Origin of the sequence: Chitinimonas arctica, from assembly GCF_007431345.1 — a bacterium.
GTDB lineage: Bacteria > Pseudomonadota > Gammaproteobacteria > Burkholderiales > Chitinimonadaceae > Chitinimonas > Chitinimonas arctica.
On sequence record NZ_CP041730.1, the window covers coordinates 3,421,386 to 3,439,283 of the forward strand.

A 17,898-nucleotide genomic window follows, 5' to 3' on the forward strand; every position below is an offset into this window, starting at 1 on the left:
GCCGGCGCGGCTCAGGAGCGAGCGACCGGATTGGAGAATTGAAATGAATAAAGTCCCCCTTACCGTGCTTGGCGCCGAATTGTTGCGTTCGGAGCTGCAGCGTCTGAAAAGCGTCGAGCGGCCCAGCGTTATCGCTGCCATCGCCGAAGCGCGCTCGCATGGCGATCTGTCGGAAAACGCCGAATACGATGCCGCCAAGGAGCGCCAGGGCTTTGTCGAAGGACGGATCGCCGATCTGGAAGGCAAGCTGTCGCATGCCATCGTGATCGATCCGGCCGAGATCAGCGCCGAAGGCCGCATCGTTTTCGGCACCACGGTGGACCTGGAAGACTGCGAGTCCGGCGACAACGTCACCTACCAGATCGTGGGTGACGACGAGGCCGATATCAAGCAGGGCAAGATCTCCATCTCCAGCCCCATCGCCCGTGCCCTGATCGGCAAGTCGGAAGGCGATGTAGCCGAAGTGCAGGCGCCCGGTGGTATCCGCGAATACGAAGTCCTGGGTGTGAAGTACATCTGAAAACGCCACGAAAGCGTCCGTGATGCAAACCTTTCCAAATGCGCTGCGCTCCATACTGACGATCTTCTGGATCGGTGGCCTCTGGATTGTCGGCCTTTTGGTCGGGCCTTTGCTGTTCCAGCAGTTGGATAACGGCCTGGCCGTCAAGATGGTGACGGTGATGTTCCGCGCCATGGCCTGGGTGGGCATCGTGGCCGGCATCTACATCACCGTGCATATGCTCTGGACCGAAGGCTTGCGCGGCTTCCAGACCATGGAGTTCTGGCTGGTGCTGGGCATGCTGGCGCTGACCCTGGTCAATCACTTCGCGGTCTTCCCCATCCTCTCCGAGGTCAAGCCGCAGATGCATACGGTGGCGGAGGGGGTGTTCGGCGGCGGCTTTCAGAGCTGGCAGACGATTTCCAGCCTGATCTATCTGGTGCAAAGCCTGTTCGGTTTGATCTATGTCATTCGCGGGCCGGTCAAGTAGCAGGAAATCGGTATCCCGGCAACTTTCCCGGGCGGCGGGTGGGTTGCAGCGCGAGCCTACTTTGCTGCTGAAGCAGCAAGCAGTATTGTCGCCGCGCCGCATGTCATTGACATTAAAGCATATATTTCTTCCTCTGCCGTCACGCAGGCAACATTGTCCTTTTGCTACATCGTTGTGGCATTGAGACGACGCATGTGTAGTGAATATTTATTTATTTGTGACTTGTACTTCAGGCAACGCTAATCTACGACCCTGTGTCCGTGAACCCGGAGCGGCGCAATCAGGGAGTAGTAAATCGATGTCCAGTCCAAATCTGCTGGCGGTGTATGTCCGCACCTCGGCCGGTGAAGGCGAGCTTGCCTCGCCAACCAATGGCCTTAGTATCAATCAACGCAAATTGCTGCAGTGGTGTGATGGTCAATTGACCGTGATGGAGATGGCCGAACGTCTGGCTACGGGCCATTCGGTCGATGCCGAGCATGTCGCGCGCGATATGGAAAAGCTGGAAAAACTCAGCTTGCTCAAGCCCTTGGGTGCAGGCATCAATGTCGCCACGCCACTCAATGCCACCTTCCAGCCGAAGAAACGCCTCCCCTGGTGGCTGGTCGGAACCGGCGCGGTCGTAGTGGTGGGCGGCTTGGTGGCGTTTTCCCAGCAAGCCGAACCCGTTCAAGCAACGAGCCAGGTGGGCGCGCCCGGCGCGCAAGCCAGATTGGCGCCGGAAGAAACCGAGCAACAGATATTCGGGGTCATGCCCAATCCCGCCCGTTGGTTCTCGCCTGGCCAAAAGCCCGAGCCCAAGCCTGTCGAGGAGAAAGTGGCCGAGACCAAGCCCGTGCCGGTGGCGCCCAAGGCGGCCGATCCCAAGCTGGCCCAGGCAGCTGCCGCGGTGGCCAAGCCCGTGCCCGCGCCGGTCCCTGTGCCGGCGCCCGCCGCCATCACGCCGACGACCGCTCCCGCCCCCTTGGCGGTTGAGCCGGTACCCAAGCCCGAGCCGGTCGTTCCGGTTCAGGTCGCCAGCGCCCAGCCCATCCTGGCCCGGCCCGAGCCGCCACCCCCCAATCGCAAGCCTATCCATCGCGAGCAACCGGAGTTTCCGCGCGAGGCAACCCGCGATGGGATCGAAACCGGCAGGGTCAGAGCGCGCATGACGGTGAACGAGGCGGGGCAGGTCGTGAAGGTGGATATCCTGGAGTCCAAGCCACGCAAGGTGTTCGATCGCGCCGTGCTGGCCGCGCTGACAAAATGGCGCTTCCAGCAGGCCGCCGCCGGATTTACGGTGGATACCGAAGTGGATTTCAGGGACAATTGAGCCCGATGACGAGTTAAAAAGACCGGCGCGAGCCGGTCTTTTACTTGCCGGACTTGTACTTGCTTGCTGGTTTGCCCTTGCTGTTGGCGGGTTTGCCCGCGCGGCCGGTGGCGACGGTGGGCTTGGCGGCTGCTTTCCTGGCCGTGGCTTCCAATGCCTTGGGCGTAGGCTTCTTCTGGCCGGGCCGAGGCAGCTGGATCTTGGGCTTGCCGTCCTGGGTCGGGCGATATAGGACCAGCAGCTTGCCAATCTGCTGTACCGGCGAGCAGTTCAGGGCGGTGCAGATATCGGCCAACCAGCCGCTGCGCTGCTCGCGGTCGTCGCCCAACACACGGACCTTGATCAATTCATGGGCGTCGAGGTTGAGGGCGATTTCGCGCATGACCGCATCGGTCAGGCCGTTATTGCCTATCATCACGACAGGGCTCAGCTGGTGGGCTTGGGTGCGCAGGTAAAGGCGCTCGTCTCTAGTCAGTTCCATCTTGTAACTCCGCGAAAAAGCGACGAATTCTAGCTGAATCACCAACAAGGCGTAGCAACTCTTTCAATATGAAAATACACCCAGTTAGGCCCGCTGACGAGGATAGGAAATACCCGCTCGCGGCGACACGGGCGGGGACGTCCGCCCAAGGGGGCGTATGAAAAGAAGCAAATCCAGTAACGCGTGGCTACGGGAGCACGTGAACGACCATTATGTGCAGCAGGCGCAGAAGGACAACTACCGCGCGAGAGCGGCCTACAAGCTGCTGGAGATCGATGAAAAGGACAAGCTGTTCAAACAGGGTGCCTGGGTAGCCGACCTCGGCGCGGCGCCCGGCAGCTGGTCGCAGGTAGCCAAGCAGAAGGTAGGCGAAGCCGGACGGGTATTCGCCCTCGATATGCTGCCGATGGATCCGATTCGCGGTGTCGAGTTCATCCAGGGCGATTTCCGTGAGGACGCGGTCCTGGCACAATTTACCAAGTTGCTGGATGGCCGCCTGGTGGATCTTGCGATTTGCGATATCGCCCCCAATATCACTGGCATGGCGGTGACGGACCAGGCGCGCAGTTTCTATCTATGTGAGCTGGCACTGGATTTTTGCCGCGATTATTTGAAACCCGGCGGCAATTTTCTGGTCAAGACCTTCCAGGGTTCCGGCTATACCGAGTATATGCAGCAGATGCGCGATACCTTCCAGACGGTGTTGTCGCGCAAACCGGCCGCCTCGCGCGACCGTTCGACGGAGATCTATCTGCTGGGCAAGGGAAAAAAGCCCTAACGGGCCGTCCCGACAGCCGATAGAATCCTGGGTTCCTATTTTATGGCCGCCGCCGGCGCGGCCGTTCTTCACTTCGCCGGCTAAGAGGAGCGTCCCGTGAACAATCTGGGCAAAAATATCGCCATCTGGGTCATCATCACTTTGGTGCTGATGATCGTGTACAACCAGTTCACCAAGCGTCAGGAACAACAGGTACAGGTGCCGTACTCGCAGTTCATGGTCGAAGTGCAGGAGAACCGGATCGCCACTGTCGAGATCGACGGCAATCCGCTGCGCGGCCAGTGGATACGAGGCAAGCGTACCGACGGGACCAATTTCTCCAGCTTCGCGCCTTTCGATTTCCGCCTGGTCGATACCCTGATCAAGCACAACGTCAAATTCAGCGGCAAGCCGGAGGATGAGCCCAGCCTGCTGATGAGCATCTTCGTCAACTGGTTCCCCATGTTGCTGTTGATCGGCGTGTGGATCTTCTTCATGCGGCAGATGCAGGGCGGCGGCAAGGGCGGCGCCTTCAGTTTCGGCAAGAGCCGCGCCCGCATGCTGGACGAGAACAACAATACCGTGACCTTCGCCGACGTGGCCGGTTGCGACGAATCCAAGGAAGAAGTCAGCGAAATCGTCGACTTCCTGCGCGATCCTTCCAAGTTCCAGAAACTGGGCGGCCGCATTCCCCGTGGCGTACTGATGGTGGGTTCGCCCGGTACCGGTAAGACCCTGCTGGCCCGTGCCATCGCAGGCGAAGCCAAGGTACCGTTCTTCTCGATCTCCGGTTCGGACTTCGTCGAGATGTTTGTCGGTGTCGGTGCCGCCCGTGTGCGCGATATGTTCGAGAACGCCAAGAAGAACGCGCCCTGCATCATCTTCATCGACGAAATCGATGCGGTGGGTCGTCAGCGCGGTGCCGGACTTGGCGGCGGTAACGACGAACGCGAACAGACCCTCAACCAGATGCTGGTCGAGATGGATGGCTTTGAAGGCAGCTCGGGTGTGATCGTGATTGCCGCGACCAACCGTCCCGATGTGCTCGATCCCGCCCTGTTGCGTCCGGGCCGGTTCGACCGCCAGGTGGTCGTGCCCCTGCCGGATATCCGTGGCCGCGAGCAGATCCTGCACGTACATATGCGCAAGGTGCCGATTTCCACCGACGTCGATGCCGGCGTATTGGCCCGTGGCACGCCCGGCATGTCCGGCGCCGACCTGGCCAACCTGGTCAACGAAGCCGCGCTGTTCGCCGCGCGTTCCAATAAGCGCCTGGTCGATATGCACGATTTCGAACAAGCCAAGGACAAGATCTTCATGGGTCCGGAACGCCGTTCCATGGTCCTGACCGAGGACGAGCGCCGCGCCACCGCCTACCATGAATCCGGCCACGCCGTGGTTGCCCGCCTGCTGCCGGGTACCGACCCGGTGCACAAGGTCACCATCATGCCGCGCGGCCGTGCCCTGGGCCTCACCTGGCAGCTGCCGGAGCGTGATGCCGTCTCGCTGTACAAGGACCAGATGCTGAGCCGCCTGGCCATCCTGTTCGGTGGGCGCATTGCCGAGGACCTGTTTGTCGGCCGCATCTCCACCGGGGCGTCCAACGACTTCGAACGGGCCACCAAGATCGCTCGCGATATGGTCACCCGCTACGGCATGTCCGCGACCCTGGGACCGATGGTGTATGGCGAGAACGAGGGCGAGGTTTTCCTCGGCCGTTCCGTTACCACCCATACCAATTTGTCGGAAGCGACCATGCAGCAGGTCGACCAGGAAATCCGCCGCATCATCGACGAGCAGTACGCGCTGGCCCAGCGTCTGCTGGAAGAGAATCGCGACAAGGTCGAGGCAATGACCGCTGCCCTGGTCGAATGGGAAACCATCGATTCGGACCAGGTCGAGGACATCATGCAAGGCCGGCCGCCGCGCCCGCCCAAGCCGATGGCAAGCACCAAGGTTCCGGCAGGCGATCTTCCGCCCAGCGGTCCTGCACCCGAGCCGACCGTGACACCGGCCCAGGAACTGTAATCCTCTCTTAAAAACTTCTGCAACGACAGCGCCTCCCCGCTGTCGTTTTCATGGGCGCACTGAAATATTGTGCACACTCAAACTGCGGTTCACCACCCGGCAAAGCCGGGCGTTAACGGTCCGTGGCAAATGAACCCTCCCTTGCTTGGTTTAATCCAACTCCCCCCGCCCTCGCACCCGCAAGGAGTAGGCCGTGGTTGTAAGGCGCCTTCGGCACCTACAACCACGCACCCGCCGCGAGGGAGCCTCGCTTACGCTCGTTAGCGCGCTAAATCAGTTCTCATGTCTACTCCCCTACAACTGGGCCGCTTTCGGCTCTCCCTTGACCGGCCATTGGTCATGGGCATCCTCAATATCACCCCCGACTCCTTTTCCGATGGTGGCCGCCACCATTCGCTGGCTGCCGCATTGGAAAGTGCTCGGCAGATGGTGGACGACGGCGTCGATATCCTCGATATCGGCGGGGAGTCGACCCGGCCCGGCGCCGCCCAGGTGAGCGTCGAAGAAGAACTGGCGAGGGTCTTGCCGGTGCTGACCGAACTGGCCGCCTGGCAAATCCCCCTGTCGATCGATACTCGCAAGCCGGCGGTGATGCGGGCGGCCTTGGCGGCCGGCGTGGACATGGTCAACGATATCGCCGCACTGGAGGCGCCAGGTGCCCTGCAAGCCCTGGCCGACAGCGCGGCAGGGGTTTGCCTGATGCATATGCGGGGAGAGCCGCAAACCATGCAGTCCGCGCCTGCCTATCGCGATGTCGTGGCGGAAGTCGGCGCGTATCTGGTCGCGCGACGGTCCGCCGCCATGGCGGCGGGCATTGCAGGCGAGCGCATCGTACTGGACCCCGGCTTCGGTTTTGGCAAGGACCAGGACCACAATGTGGCATTGTTTCGAGCCTTGCCGCGACTGGCGGCATTGGACAGCCCGCTCCTGGTGGGCGTGTCGCGCAAATCGATGCTGGGCCGGATACTATCGGACCGCCCGGCGCCGCAGCGCGATGCAGGCAGTGTCGCCGCCGCGATGTTGGCGGTACAGGCCGGTAGCGCTATCGTAAGAGTGCATGCGGTGCGCGATACGGTCGATGCGCTCAAGGTATGGCAGGCCTTGCGCGGCTGAGGTCGGGCAAAGTAGGTAAACACATAAAATCGAGGAGCGAGCATGACTAGAAAATACTTTGGCACCGATGGCGTGCGTGGACGGGTAGGCGATTATCCGATCACGCCCGAATTCACCATGCGACTGGGCTATGCGGCCGGCAAGGTGCTGTCGTCGCGCCGCGGCGATGGCACCCACGCCGCCGTGCTGATCGGCAAGGACACGCGTATATCGGGGTATATGTTGGAATCCGCCTTGCAGGCCGGTTTGTCGGCGGCCGGGGTGGATGTACACCTGACCGGTCCCTTGACCACGCCGGGCGTGGCCTATCTGACGCGGGCCTTGCGTCTTTCCGCCGGCGTGGTGATTTCCGCTTCGCATAATCCGTTTGAAGACAATGGGATCAAATTCTTTGGCGAAGGTGGCGTGAAGCTCGATGACGCAGTCGAGCTGGAAATCGAAGCCGAGCTTGATAAGCCGCTTAGCTGCGTGGAAGCGGATCGATTGGGCAAGGCATGGCGGGTAAACGACGCTGCCGGCCGTTATATCGAATTCTGTAAAAGCACATTCCCCAACGAGCACAATCTGCGCGGCATCAAGATCGTGGTGGATTGCGCGCATGGGGCCGGCTACCAGATCGCTCCGCATGTCTTTCATGAATTGGGCGCCGACGTCATTGCCATGGGTAATACGCCGAACGGCCTCAATATCAACGACGGCGTGGGCGCCACCGCGCCGGAGGCCATGCGTGAACGGGTCGTGGCGGAAGGGGCCGATTTCGGCATCGCCCTGGACGGCGACGGCGACCGGCTGGTGATGGCGGATAGCAAGGGCCGCTTGTACGACGGCGACCAGTTGCTCTACGTCATCGCCTGCTTCCGCAAGCAGCAAGGCACCCTGCAGGGCGGGGCGGTGGGGACCCTGATGTCCAACCTGGGCCTGGAACACGCCTTGGCCAGGCTGGAAATACCGTTCGCCCGCGCCAAGGTGGGAGATCGCTATGTGCTGGAGATGATGAAGGAAAAAGGCTGGCAGCTGGGTGGCGAAAACTCGGGCCACCTGCTTTGCCTGGACAAGCACAGTACCGGTGACAGTCTGGTATCGGCCTTGCAGGTACTGGCGGCTATCCGGCTTTCGGGTAGAAGCCTGCAAGATTTCTGCGCGGACCTGCTGATCTATCCGCAAATTCTGCGTAGCGTGAAGATCCAGAAGGGCTTCGATTTCCGCGAAAGCCTGACCATCCAGGCCGCTTTGGTGGAAGCCGAATGCGAGCTTGCCGGACGTGGCCGCGTGCTACTGCGCCCCTCCGGTACCGAGCCGGTCTTGCGGGTGATGGTGGAAGCCAACGATACGGCTTTGACCGAACGCTGGGCGGAACGGTTGTCGGAGGTGGTGACGGAGGCTGCTGTCAGCGTTTAGGGAAGGCGCCTCGGCGGGTCGTGCGACCCGCCTGGGCTACCCGCCACCGCCCGGAGATCAACCCGTCATTGCAACAAGCAGGATAGCTCGAGAGGGTCGGGTGCCGTGACGGATAGAAATTCTTCCGCATCCGTCATCGAGCCGGCGATCAAACCGTGCCGTACCGCCTCCCGGTATTTCGCCGCCGGCAATTCGGACAGCAGGCTCAATAGCCGTTTGCGACGGCTTGGGAATACATCGTCCGGTGCGGGCTGGGGAGCGGCATCGGCGGGCAGATGCGGCTTTACCGCGCAAACAAAGGCGTTGACCACGGTTCCGTCGTCGAGGGCAGCGGGACTGTAGCCTGGCCGGCCCGCGCGATTGGCGTCGACCAAATTACTTACCCAGCGGCGTATCAGTTGTTCGTTTGAAACGGGAGTGGGGCAGGGTTGCGATTGATCCATTTCTTTCAAATAGTCGAACAATTGACGGTATGCGGTGTTCAACTGCGGGTAGGTAATGCCAACCATTAAAATGGGACGCAATTGAGTGGGTAATTCGCTTGCCGAGATATTTTGACCAGGCAGGTCGCAATCCTTTGCCGCATCGAGCGCATTGCGGAAACCTGCCAACAGCGCGTTCGTAGGGAAGGGGCCGGCTGATATCGTAATATCCGATGCGCAGCTGTGACAGGATTCGGAAACCTTCAACCGCCCTATCAATTCATCGAGTGCCATGGCCGAATATTGAGGCGCGGCGAGGGGGATGCAAAATTGAGGTCCGTATTCGGAAAGTGCTGCCTGACAAACCTCTTCAGCCAATACGCTGATGCGCCTGCTCAAGCGCTCCAGACGCTGGGAAGTCGATAAATTGTTAATCGCGATCCGCATCCTGTTTATTTGCCCGGAACCCTGATTGACCAGCGCGCTTTCTTGCTCGTTAATCGAAAGGATACGGACCCTGAAATTGACCAGTGCTATCTTTAAAATATTTAACAGGCCTTCCATGCTGCGACTGTTGAAGTCAGCCAGCTCCTCTCGCAACTCGTAGGGGGGAGGTACGTTTGTCGCGATATCTTCGTAGCTGGGAGGACGGTCTGCTCCCCATAACGCACGATTCCGACACAAGCTTTCGTACCAGCTCAAGGCAGGGGCGGTTTGTATGCTTGCACCTGCTTGTAGATAGACTGTTGCGTTCGTCGGTGGTGCGGCGATTACGACTTCGTAGGCAGGCGGAGTAATAGTTGGACCATCTCCGGGCTGGTAATTCTGGTCCAATACCGGGATGGGAATACCATATTGATGGTGTATCGGTAAGCTGATATTGACTGGGCGCATGAATTTACCTAAAAAATTCACGGCTGGTCAGTAAGGAGGCAGCCTGCCTCCTGCGAGTGAAAGTGTCATGCATGGCAGATCCCCACAATTGAGCGCGCCGACTTTGGCACATTACCAATCATTTAAGGACGGCAGCAGGGGAGTGCTGTTGCATTCGGCACGTTGAGTATCGGAATTTGGATATTGCCCTACGGAGCGCGGCAATAGGGGGATGTTCAGACCCACGCGGGAACCGTTAAAGGTTGCGCCGCGTAGGTTGCATCGATCTGCCAAAACCGCCGTTCGGCGTGATTTTCAACCAAACTTGCCGGTAATGTAATCCTCGGTCTCCTTGCGGGCCGGCTTGGTGAAAATCTGGTCGGTAGGGCCGACTTCGACCAATTCCCCCAGGTACATATAGGCGGTCACATCGGATACCCGGGCGGCCTGCTGCATATTGTGGGTCACCATCGCGATGGTGTATTCCCGCTTGAGTTCGTGCACCAATTCCTCGATATGCGCGGTCGAGATCGGGTCCAGCGCCGAAGTAGGTTCGTCCAGCAGGACCACGTCCGGCTTGACCGCGACGGCACGGGCAATACATAGCCGTTGCTGCTGTCCGCCCGACAGGCCCAGGCCCGACTGGCGCAGCTTGTCCTTGACCTCGTTCCACAGGGCGGCCTTTTGCAGCGCCCATTCCACCCGGTCATCCATTTCCGAGCGGGAGAGATTCTCATACAGCTTCACGCCGAAGGCGACATTGTCGTAGATCGCCATCGGGAAGGGCGTGGGCTTTTGGAAAACCATGCCGATCTTGGCGCGCAGTACGTTCAGGTCCACGCCCCGTTCCAGGATATTGCGGCCATTGAAATTGATCTCGCCTTCGGCCCGCAGTTTGGGATACAGGTCATACATACGGTTGAAAGTGCGCAGCAGGGTCGATTTACCGCAGCCCGACGGGCCGATAAAGGCGGTCACCTTATGCTCGGGAATATCCAGGTCGATATTCTTCAGCGCATGGAAGTTGCCGTAAAAGAAGTTCAGGCCGCGAACGGTCAGTTTGGATTGGGTGGTCATGGGGTCACTTTCTTGCGCGATCTGGTGCGTAAACACTTTGGTGTCCTGGGAGTCTCTGAACATGTCATCTAACGAGCGTAAGCGAGGCTCCCTCGCGGCGGCGAGGGCGGGGGGAGTGGGATAAAACAGCGAGGGAATCGTTGATATCTCACGGCCCGTAAACACCCGGGTTTCCCGGGTGCTGATCCAAGCACTCAGTTTTCACACATTTTCAGAGCCTCCCCTACGAGAGTTCTTTTTTGATCAGGCTGCGGGCGATGATATTCAAGGTCAGCACGGCCAGGGTCACGATCAGGGCGCCGGCCCAGGCCAGCGAAATCCAGTTTTCGTAGGGGCTCATGGCGAACTTGAAGATCGTCACCGGCAGATTGGCCATGGGTTGGTTCATATTGGCGCTGAAGAATTGATTATTGAGCGCGGTGAACAGCAAGGGCGCCGTCTCGCCGGAGATGCGCGAAATCGCCAGCAGGATGCCGGTCATCACGCCCGCCTTGGAGGCGCGCAGGGTGACCGAGGTGATCACCTTCCATTGCGGTGCGCCCAAGGCGTAGGCAGCCTCGCGCATGGCGTGCGGAACCAGCCGCAGCATGTTTTCGGTGGTGCGCAGGACCACCGGTATCACGATCAGTGCCAGGGTGAAGCTGCCGGCCCAGCCGGAGAAATGCCCCACGTGCTGCACATACAGGATCCAGACGAACAGGCCGATCACGATGGACGGTGCCGACAGCAGGATGTCGTTAACGAAGCGCACGGTGGGCGCCAGCCAGCCGCGATGGCCGTACTCGGCCAGGTAGATGCCGGCCAGGATGCCGATGGGGGTGCCGATCAGGGTGCCGACCAGTCCCATCAGCAGGCTGCCGAAAATTGCATTGCTCAGGCCGCCGCCCACGCTGTCCGGGCCCGGTGTCGGCGTGGTGAATACCTGCAGGCTCAGGGCATGCAGGCCATTGCTGAACAGGGTGTAGAAGATCCAGCCCAGCCAGAACAAGCCGAATGCCATGGCCAGGGTGGACATGGTCAGGTTGAAGCCGTTGATCAGGCGCCGGCGCAGATAGAGAGAGTTATTCACTTGGCGATTCCGTATCAGGACTGGCTGCCCTCGCCCTTTTGCAGGCGAAGCAGCATAAGCTTGGACAGGGCCAGCACGACAAAGGTGATCAGGAACAGGATCAGGCCCAGTTCGATCAACGTGCTGTAGTGCAGGACTTCGCTGGCTTCGGCGAATTCATTGGCCAGGATGGAGGCGATGGAGTTGCCGGCGTGGAACAGCGATTGGATGCTGTCGTAGGAGTTGCCGATCACGAAGGTCACCGCCATCGTTTCGCCCAGCGCCCGTCCCAGCCCCAGCATGATGCCGCCCACCACGCCGGTACGGGTGTAAGGCAGTACCACGTTCCAGATCACTTCCCAGGTGGTCGCGCCCAGGCCGTAGGCCGACTCCTTCAGCATGGTCGGCACGACTTCGAAGACGTCCCGCATTACCGAGGCGATATAGGGAATGATCATGATGGCCAGGATCAGGCCGGCGGTGAACATACCGATGCCGAAGGCGGGACCGTCGAACAGGCTGCCAAGCAAAGGGATATTGGCGGTTGTTTCGGTCAGCCAGGGCTGGATGGGCGGAATGGTGATGCCCAGTAGCGGCAAGGTGGTGCCTTCCATCAGGATGGGCGCCACCACGAACAGGCCCCAGATGCCATAGATAATGGAAGGGATGCCGGCCAGCAGCTCGATCGCCACGCCCAGGGGTCGGCGCAGCACGATGGGCGAAAGCTCGGTCAGGAACAGGGCGATACCGAAGCTGACCGGCACGGCGATCAGCAAGGCGATGGCGGAGGTGATCAAGGTACCCTGGATAGGACGCCAGGCGCCGAATTGCTGCCTGACAGGGTCCCAGTCGGAGGAGACGACGAAGCCGGCGCCAAATGCGCGAATCGAGTCCCAGCTACCGTGGACCAGGGATACGGCGATGGCTGCCAATATCAGCAGCACCAATACTGCCGCTGCGCGCGTCAGATTGAAGAACAGGATGTCGCGCGACATGGGGAAATGCGGTTGGCTTGGCTGGTCAGACATAAGCTGTCTCATTGCAGGTAAAAAAACAAAGCAGCAGGAACCGATATCTATCAATTCCTGCCGCTGATGGCCTCGCGCCGTGGCGCAGGCTCGCTTACTTCATAACGATGGTGCCGGCACTATCGGTCATTTGTTTCCACGAGGCCTTGATCTGGGCCACGACTTCATCCGGCATCGGGATGTAGTCCAGCTCCAGCGCCATCTTGTCACCCTCGGCGCCATAAGCCCAGTCGAAGAACTTCAGCACTTCCTGCGCGCTGCCGGGCTTGTCCTGCTTCTTGTGCATCAGGATAAAGGTCGCGCCGGCGATAGGCCAGGATGCCTTGCCTGGCTCATTGGTCAGGATCTCATAGAAACCCGGGGCACTCTTCCAGTCGGCGTAGGCGGCAGCGGCCTTGAACGATTCTTCGCTCGGCACCACGAAAACGCCTTCCTTGTTCTGCAGGGCGACATAGGACAGCTTGTTCTTCTTGGCGTAGGCATATTCGACGTAGCCGATTGCGCCCTTCAAACGTTGCACATAAGCGGCGACGCCTTCATTGCCCTTGCCGCCCATACCGGCCGGCCATGCCACGGCCGTGCCTTCGCCTACCTTGCTCTTCCATTCCGGGCTGACCTTGGAGAGATAATTGGTGAAGATGAACGACGTGCCGGAACCGTCCGCACGGCGGACGATATTGATGCCGGAGGCCGGCAGGTTCAAGTCCTTGTTCAGGGCTTTGATGGCGGGGTCGTTCCAGAACTTGATCTTGCCCAGATAGACATCGGCCAGCAATTGCGGGGTCATCTTCAGTTGACCGGCTGCGATGCCGGGCAGGTTGTAGACCGGGACCACGCCACCGATCACGGTGGGGAATTGCTGTAGACCGCTCTTGGCCAGTTCTTCCGCCTTCATCGGCATATCCGATGCGCCGAAATCCACGGTCTTGGCCTGGATCTGCTTGATGCCGCCGCCCGACCCGATCGATTGGTAGTTGAGGCCGCTACCGGTCTTCTGCTTGTATTGCTCAGCCCACTTCGCATAAAGCGGATAAGGAAAGCTCGCGCCCGCGCCGGTGATCTCGGCTGCCTGCACGGCACCCATGCCCATGCCCATCACGGCGATTGCGGCCAATTTGCGACCAATAGACAGCTGCATGTTCTTTACCCCGTTTATGTATTGTTTCGAAGTCGAATGACCTGTGCGGCACGGATCGATAGGGCGGTTCGGGCCGGTAAGGATCCTGCAAACGGAAGAGATAGTAATCATCGTATATTTCGAAAACATTACAAACAGATGTCATGTCGCTCCGGAAGGGGGGTGAGCGCGCGCAGGGCGCTACAGTAGAGGCCGCCATGCCGCTTAAACCCCTTCTCAATTTGACGTACCGCCGTGCAAGCCTTAGAATGCTGGGCCTTTACTAGGAGAGCCGCTGCGGAGCCAAGGCTCGCGTGATCTTCTAGGGCAAAGTTAGATTTGCCGCCGGTTGTAAAAGCGTTGAGGTGGATGTATACGCGGATGGCGCTGCGGACGAGTCTGGTAGCTTCGCTTGCGGGGCGCCTGACATCCTATTGATGTGAAATTCGGTGCAACTTTCCGAGCTGCTGGTTGAGAGAAAATGGAAGCTATCAAAAGTCTGATTCAGGTCTTCAATGTGTTGTCGGCATTGGCCATTATCGTGCTGGTATTGCTGCAGCATGGTAAGGGTGCGGACATGGGCGCTGCCTTTGGTAGTGGTTCATCCGGCAGCTTGTTCGGTGCTACCGGTTCTGCAAATTTCATGAGTAGAGCCACGGCGGTTTGTGCTATCATCTTCTTCCTCTCACTGATCTTTTTGGTGAAGTTGGGCGCAGGAAGTGCCGGAACGCAGGATGTAGGCGTGATGTCCGGCGTGGTGCAGTCCGCGCCTGCCAAGCAGGCAGCGCCGGTTAAGCCGGTGCAAGACGACAAGCAGAGCAGTATCCCTAACTGATTGTCGTTCAAAAAATTTGGTGCGATGCCGACATGGTGAAATTGGTAGACACGCTATCTTGAGGGGGTAGTGGCGCAAGCTGTGTGAGTTCGAGTCTCACTGTCGGCACCAAAAAAAATTCAAAAAACCACGCAAGCTTTATTTGTCGAATAAGGTTGCGATGGTGTCAATGGAAGCTAGGCTTCCATCATGATTAAAACTTTGTAATCCGTACCCGGGGAGCTTTCATGCTCGAGAACTACTTCCCAGTCCTGCTATTCATGCTGGTGGGATTGCTGGTTGGTGTCCTTCCTATGGCGCTTGGCAAGGTGGTCGGCGTCTTTATGGGGACCAATCGACCCTATTCGGAAAAGCTCTCGCCTTACGAGTGCGGTTTCGAGGCGTTCGAGGATGCCCGCATGCAGTTCGATGTGCGGTATTACCTGGTTGCCATCCTGTTTATCCTATTCGATCTCGAAGTGGCCTTCCTGCTGCCGTGGGCGGCTGTCATCAAGGAAATCGGCTTGCCCGGCTTCTTTGCCATGATGGTGTTCCTGGCGATCCTGGTGGTTGGGTTTATCTATGAGTGGATGAAAGGGGCGTTGGAATGGGAGTAGCAGAAAATCCGCTCGCCCAGGGTGTGATGGAGAAAGGCTTCGTCACGACAACCGTGGATACGGTCGTCAACTGGACGCGTACCGGCTCGCTGTGGCCCATGACCTTTGGTCTGGCCTGCTGTGCCGTCGAAATGATGCACGCCGGCGCCGCGCGTTACGATCTTGACCGCTTCGGTATCGTATTCCGCCCCAGCCCGCGCCAGTCCGACCTGATGATCGTTGCCGGCACCCTCTGCAACAAGATGGCGCCTGCGCTGCGCAAGGTTTACGACCAGATGCCGGAACCACGCTGGGTGCTGTCCATGGGCTCGTGCGCCAATGGCGGCGGCTATTACCATTATTCCTATTCGGTGGTGCGCGGTTGCGATCGCATCGTGCCGGTCGACGTTTACGTCCCGGGCTGCCCGCCGACCGCCGAGGCCTTGTTGTACGGCCTGATTCAGTTGCAAAACAAGATCAAGCGCACTAATACAATCGCGCGCTAACCAAGATACGCATCATGGCGAACAAACTCGACGCGCTGCATCAAACGCTGCAAACGGCCTTGGGTGACAAGGCCGTTTCCTTAACAGAGGCACTTGGCGAACTGACCCTGGTGGTCAAGTCCGCCGACTGGCCGGCCATCGCACGCCTGTTGTGCGACCACGCCGCGCTGCAGTTCAAAACCTGCGTGGACCTTTGCGGCATGGACTACAGCGCCTACCGCGACGGTGGCTGGGACGGCGCTCGTTTTGCCGTCGTCTATCATTTGCTGTCGGTCGAAACCAATAGCCGCTTGCGCGTGCGGGTGTTCTGCGAAGACGACGAGCTGCCGGTGATCGAATCGATGCTGGACGTCTGGCCGGGCTTGAACTGGTTTGAACGGGAAGCCTTCGATCTATACGGCATCGTGTTCACCGGCCACCCCGACCTGCGCCGCATCCTGACCGACTACGGTTTTGTCGGCCATCCGTTCCGCAAGGATTTCCCCTTGTCCGGTCACGTCGAAATGCGTTACGACGCAGCCCAGGGGCGTGTGATCTATCAACCGGTCTCCATCGAGCCGCGCGAAATCACACCACGCATTATCCGCGAGGAGAACTACGGTGGCTGAGATCAAGAATTACACGCTGAACTTCGGTCCTCAGCATCCCGCCGCGCACGGTGTATTGCGCCTGGTGCTGGAGCTGGACGGCGAAGTCGTACAGCGCGCCGATCCGCACATCGGCCTGCTGCATCGCGCCACCGAGAAGCTGGCCGAGCACAAGACCTTTATCCAGTCGGTTCCCTATATGGACCGCCTCGATTACGTGTCGATGATGTGCAACGAACACGCCTACGTGATGGCCATCGAAAAGATGATGGGCATCGAAGTGCCGGTGCGCGCCCAGTACATCCGGGTCATGTTCGATGAGATCACCCGCGTTCTGAATCACCTGATGTGGATCGGTGCACACGGCCTGGACTGTGGCGCGATGACCATCTTCCTGTATGCCTTCCGCGAGCGGGAAGACCTGATGGACTGCTATGAAGCGGTCTCGGGCGCCCGTATGCACGCGGCCTACTATCGGCCGGGCGGCGTGTATCGCGACCTGCCGGAGTCGATGCCGCAATACCAGGCATCCAAGGTTCGCAATGCTGCCGCCATCAAGCGGCTGAATGAAAATCGGCAGGGTTCCCTGCTCGATTTCATCGAAGATTTCACCAGGCGCTTCCCGACCTATGTCGACGAATACGAGACCCTGCTGACCGATAACCGTATCTGGAAGCAGCGTACCGTCGGTATCGGCGTGGTTACGCCTGAACGCGCCATTGCCCTCGGTCTGACCGGCGCCATGCTGCGCGGTTCCGGCGTGGAATGGGATTTGCGCAAGAAGCAGCCGTACGAAGTGTATGCCGACCTGGATTTCGATATCCCCGTGGGTGTGAACGGCGATTGCTACGACCGCTACCTGATCCGTGTCGAGGAAATGCGCCAGTCCAACCGCATCATCAAGCAATGCGTGGATTGGCTGCGCAAGAATCCCGGCCCGGTCATCGTCGCCAACCACAAGGTGGCGCCGCCCAGCCGGCTCGAGATGAAGTCGAACATGGAAGAGCTGATCCACCACTTCAAGCTGTTCACCGAAGGCATGCACGTGCCCGAAGGCGAGGCCTATGCGGCGGTTGAGCATCCCAAGGGCGAGTTCGGTATTTACCTGGTGTCCGATGGCGCCAACAAGCCTTACCGCATGAAGATCCGCGCGCCGGGCTTCGTGCATCTGTCGGCGCTGGACGAGATGGCGCGTGGCCATATGATTTCCGACGTGGTTGCCATTATCGGCACGCAAGATATTGTGTTTGGGGAGATTGACCGCTAATGCTGAGCCCTGAATCCCTCGCTCAAATCGACCGGGAAGTCGCTAAATACCCGGCCGATCAAAAGCGCTCCGCCGTTATGGCGGCCTTGCGCATCGCCCAGGTGGAAAAGTCCTGGCTGTCCACCGACACGATCAAATTCGTAGCCGACTACCTGGGCATCGCCCCGATGGCCGCCCACGAAGTGGCGACTTTCTACAATATGTACGACCGCAAGCCGGTTGGCAGACACAAGCTGACCGTCTGCACCAATCTGCCTTGCGCGCTGTCCGGCGGTGCCGATGCCGGCGCCTATCTGCAAAAGAAACTGGGCATCCATTACGGTGAAACCACCGCCGATGGCAAATACACCCTGGTGGAAGGCGAATGCATGGGCGCATGTGGTTATGCGCCGGTCTTGCTCGTCAACAATCACACCATGTGCAACCACATGACGCCAGATGCGCTTGATCGCAAGCTGGCTGAACTCAACTAGGCCGGGACGAAA

Annotated in this window: 19 protein-coding genes and 1 tRNA gene; 14 read left to right on the plus strand and 6 right to left on the minus strand. The window is 59.5% G+C overall.

What is annotated here, in order from left to right; translation table 11 throughout:
• Window positions 1–43 precede the first annotated feature (43 nt).
• The 3 genes from greA (at window position 44) to FNU76_RS15465 (ending at window position 2,301) form a co-directional block, all read left to right on the plus strand.
• The gene (gene greA, locus FNU76_RS15455; RefSeq protein WP_144279027.1) at window positions 44–520 is read left to right on the plus strand and encodes a transcription elongation factor GreA; all 477 of its coding nucleotides are present in this window, start codon (window positions 44–46) and stop codon (window positions 518–520) included.
• A 22-nt stretch (window positions 521–542) separates the two neighbouring features.
• Window positions 543–989: a DUF4149 domain-containing protein gene (locus tag FNU76_RS15460; RefSeq protein WP_144279028.1), complete on the plus strand. Its 447-nt coding sequence runs from the start codon at window positions 543–545 to the stop codon at window positions 987–989.
• A gap of 298 nt (window positions 990–1,287) precedes the next feature.
• The gene (locus FNU76_RS15465) at window positions 1,288–2,301 is read left to right on the plus strand and encodes a TonB family protein (protein ID WP_144279029.1); all 1,014 of its coding nucleotides are present in this window, start codon (window positions 1,288–1,290) and stop codon (window positions 2,299–2,301) included.
• 40 nt (window positions 2,302–2,341) lie between these two features.
• On the opposite strand, the gene yhbY is transcribed toward FNU76_RS15465, so the two are convergent.
• Entirely contained in the window at window positions 2,342–2,782 is a 441-nt protein-coding gene (gene yhbY, locus FNU76_RS15470; protein WP_144279030.1) for a ribosome assembly RNA-binding protein YhbY, read from the minus strand.
• Window positions 2,783–2,939: 157 nt separating this feature from the next.
• On the opposite strand from yhbY, the gene rlmE reads away from it, so the two are divergent.
• The 4 genes from rlmE to glmM all read left to right on the plus strand — a co-directional run bounded on the left by rlmE (window position 2,940) and on the right by glmM (window position 8,078).
• Complete coding sequence (rlmE, locus tag FNU76_RS15475) at window positions 2,940–3,560, plus strand: 23S rRNA (uridine(2552)-2'-O)-methyltransferase RlmE (RefSeq protein WP_144279031.1); 621 nt, start codon at window positions 2,940–2,942, stop codon at window positions 3,558–3,560.
• Between the two features lie 96 nt (window positions 3,561–3,656).
• Window positions 3,657–5,567 (plus strand): ATP-dependent zinc metalloprotease FtsH, encoded by a 1,911-nt coding sequence (gene ftsH / locus FNU76_RS15480; protein ID WP_144279032.1) that lies wholly within the window; start codon window positions 3,657–3,659, stop codon window positions 5,565–5,567.
• 282 nt (window positions 5,568–5,849) lie between these two features.
• The gene (folP, locus tag FNU76_RS15485; protein WP_144279033.1) at window positions 5,850–6,680 is read left to right on the plus strand and encodes a dihydropteroate synthase; all 831 of its coding nucleotides are present in this window, start codon (window positions 5,850–5,852) and stop codon (window positions 6,678–6,680) included.
• A gap of 42 nt (window positions 6,681–6,722) precedes the next feature.
• Window positions 6,723–8,078, plus strand: coding sequence for a phosphoglucosamine mutase (gene glmM / locus FNU76_RS15490; protein WP_144279034.1), 1,356 nt, complete (start codon window positions 6,723–6,725; stop codon window positions 8,076–8,078).
• Window positions 8,079–8,143: 65 nt separating this feature from the next.
• On the opposite strand, the gene FNU76_RS15495 is transcribed toward glmM, so the two are convergent.
• The 5 genes from FNU76_RS15495 to pstS form a co-directional block, all read right to left on the minus strand.
• On the minus strand, window positions 8,144–9,394 hold the full coding sequence (locus tag FNU76_RS15495) for a hypothetical protein (RefSeq protein ID WP_144279035.1): 1,251 nt from the start codon (window positions 9,392–9,394) through the stop codon (window positions 8,144–8,146).
• 294 nt (window positions 9,395–9,688) lie between these two features.
• On the minus strand, window positions 9,689–10,450 hold the full coding sequence (gene pstB, locus FNU76_RS15500) for a phosphate ABC transporter ATP-binding protein PstB (RefSeq protein ID WP_223879042.1): 762 nt from the start codon (window positions 10,448–10,450) through the stop codon (window positions 9,689–9,691).
• A gap of 223 nt (window positions 10,451–10,673) precedes the next feature.
• Window positions 10,674–11,519: a phosphate ABC transporter permease PstA gene (gene pstA, locus FNU76_RS15505; RefSeq protein ID WP_144279037.1), complete on the minus strand. Its 846-nt coding sequence runs from the start codon at window positions 11,517–11,519 to the stop codon at window positions 10,674–10,676.
• A 14-nt stretch (window positions 11,520–11,533) separates the two neighbouring features.
• Window positions 11,534–12,526, minus strand: a complete 993-nt coding sequence (gene pstC, locus FNU76_RS15510; RefSeq protein WP_223879043.1) for a phosphate ABC transporter permease subunit PstC — start codon at window positions 12,524–12,526, stop codon at window positions 11,534–11,536.
• Between the two features lie 94 nt (window positions 12,527–12,620).
• Window positions 12,621–13,664, minus strand: coding sequence for a phosphate ABC transporter substrate-binding protein PstS (pstS, locus tag FNU76_RS15515; RefSeq protein WP_144279039.1), 1,044 nt, complete (start codon window positions 13,662–13,664; stop codon window positions 12,621–12,623).
• Between the two features lie 460 nt (window positions 13,665–14,124).
• On the opposite strand from pstS, the gene secG reads away from it, so the two are divergent.
• The 7 genes from secG to nuoE all read left to right on the plus strand — a co-directional run bounded on the left by secG (window position 14,125) and on the right by nuoE (window position 17,886).
• On the plus strand, window positions 14,125–14,478 hold the full coding sequence (secG, locus tag FNU76_RS15520; RefSeq protein ID WP_144279040.1) for a preprotein translocase subunit SecG: 354 nt from the start codon (window positions 14,125–14,127) through the stop codon (window positions 14,476–14,478).
• 26 nt (window positions 14,479–14,504) lie between these two features.
• Window positions 14,505–14,589, plus strand: a tRNA-Leu gene (locus FNU76_RS15525).
• 116 nt (window positions 14,590–14,705) lie between these two features.
• A complete protein-coding gene (locus tag FNU76_RS15530; RefSeq protein ID WP_144279041.1) occupies window positions 14,706–15,074 on the plus strand; it encodes an NADH-quinone oxidoreductase subunit A in 369 nt (122 codons plus the stop codon).
• A complete protein-coding gene (locus tag FNU76_RS15535; RefSeq protein WP_144279042.1) occupies window positions 15,065–15,559 on the plus strand; it encodes a NuoB/complex I 20 kDa subunit family protein in 495 nt (164 codons plus the stop codon). Before FNU76_RS15530 ends, FNU76_RS15535 begins: the two co-directional genes overlap by 10 nt.
• A 14-nt stretch (window positions 15,560–15,573) precedes the next feature.
• Window positions 15,574–16,167 carry an NADH-quinone oxidoreductase subunit C gene (locus FNU76_RS15540; protein WP_144279043.1) on the plus strand — a complete coding sequence of 198 codons (594 nt, stop codon included), beginning with the start codon at window positions 15,574–15,576 and terminating at the stop codon, window positions 16,165–16,167.
• Window positions 16,160–17,413 carry an NADH-quinone oxidoreductase subunit D gene (locus FNU76_RS15545; protein ID WP_144279044.1) on the plus strand — a complete coding sequence of 418 codons (1,254 nt, stop codon included), beginning with the start codon at window positions 16,160–16,162 and terminating at the stop codon, window positions 17,411–17,413. The genes FNU76_RS15540 and FNU76_RS15545 overlap by 8 nt, the downstream gene beginning before the upstream one ends.
• Window positions 17,413–17,886, plus strand: coding sequence for an NADH-quinone oxidoreductase subunit NuoE (gene nuoE / locus FNU76_RS15550; protein WP_144279045.1), 474 nt, complete (start codon window positions 17,413–17,415; stop codon window positions 17,884–17,886). Before FNU76_RS15545 ends, nuoE begins: the two co-directional genes overlap by 1 nt.
• Window positions 17,887–17,898 lie beyond the last annotated feature (12 nt).